Below are 1,554 nucleotides of genomic sequence, written 5' to 3' on the forward strand. Positions count from 1 at the left end.
AGAAAGGAACGATGGGTGTTGGTTCTTCACGTATGTCTGGTGTTAACAACGTTGCACTGTGGGCTGGTGAGAAGACTTCTCCATACATTCCATTCATCAACAACCGTCCGGTAGTTGCAGGTACTAACGGTATCGCACCTATCTTCCTAACGACTGTTGGTGTAACCGGTGGTATCGGTCTTGACCTTAAAAACTGGGTTAAGAAAACTGACGCAAACGGTGAAGTTGTTCGTGATGCAAACGGCGACCCAGTATTGGAAGAAGCATACTCTGTTGCAACAGGTACGGTTCTAACAATCGATACTAAAGCTAAGAAGCTATACAACGGTAGCGAAGAATTGTCAGACGTTTCTGATGCCTTCACGCCACAAAAAGTTGAATTCATGAAAGCTGGCGGCTCTTACGCGGTAACTTTCGGTAAGAAGCTACAAACATTTGCTGCTGAAACGCTAGGCGTTGAAGCACCAGTTGTTTACGCTGCTTCTAAAGAAATCTCTAACGAAGGCCAAGGCCTAACTGCAGTTGAAAAGATCTTCAACCGCAACGCTGTTGGTGTTACTTCTAAGACTCCACTACACACGGGTTCTGACGTTCGCGTTAAAGTGAACATCGTAGGTTCTCAGGACACGACTGGTCCTATGACTTGTCAGGAACTAGAAGCAATGGCTGCTTCGACTATCTCTCCAAGTGTTGATGGTGCTTTCCAGTCTGGTTGTCACACAGCTTCTGTATGGGACAACAAAGCTAAGGCTAACACGCCTAAGCTAATGGCATTCATGAACGCGTTCGGCGTAATCACTGCACGTGACCCGAAAGGCGTTTACCACTCAATGACTGACGTAATCCACAAAGTATTGAACGACATCACTGTTGATGACCGTGCAATCATCATTGGTGGTGACTCTCACACGCGTATGTCTAAGGGTGTCGCATTCGGTGCTGACTCTGGTACGGTTGCAATCGCACTTGCGACGGGCGAAGCAGCAATGCCTATCCCTGAGTCTGTAAAAGTAACCTTTAAAGGTTCTATGAAGCCTCACATGGACTTCCGTGACATCGTACACGCAACGCAAGCACAAATGCTTAAGAAGTTCTCTGGCGAAAACGTTTTCCAAGGTCGTGTAATCGAAGTACAAATCGGTACTCTACTTGCTGACCAAGCGTTCACCTTCACTGACTGGACTGCAGAGATGAAAGCGAAAGCGTCTATCTGTATCTCTACAGACGAAACGCTCATCAGCTCTCTAGAGTTGGCTAAGTCTCGTATCCAGATCATGATCGACAAAGGTATGGATAACGAAGCGAACATGCTACAAGGTCTTATCGATCTAGCTGACAAGCGTATCGCTGGTATCAAATCTGGTGAAGAGCCTGCACTTGCTCCAGACGACAACGCTAAGTACTACGCCGAGTTGGTTGTTGACCTAGATGCGATCGAAGAGCCAATGATTGCTGACCCAGACGTAAACAACGAAGACGTATCTAAGCGTTACACGCACGATGTTATCCGTCCTACTTCATACTACGATGGCCGTCAGGTTGACCTTGGCTTCG

General features: G+C 47.1%; 1 protein-coding gene. It reads left to right on the plus strand.

The window, feature by feature from the left end:
- Positions 1-1,554: aconitase family protein (locus tag A3766_RS01905; RefSeq protein WP_255375274.1), on the plus strand; the 1,554-nt coding region annotated here is incomplete at both ends.

It is taken from the genome of Oleiphilus sp. HI0132, assembly GCF_001635845.1.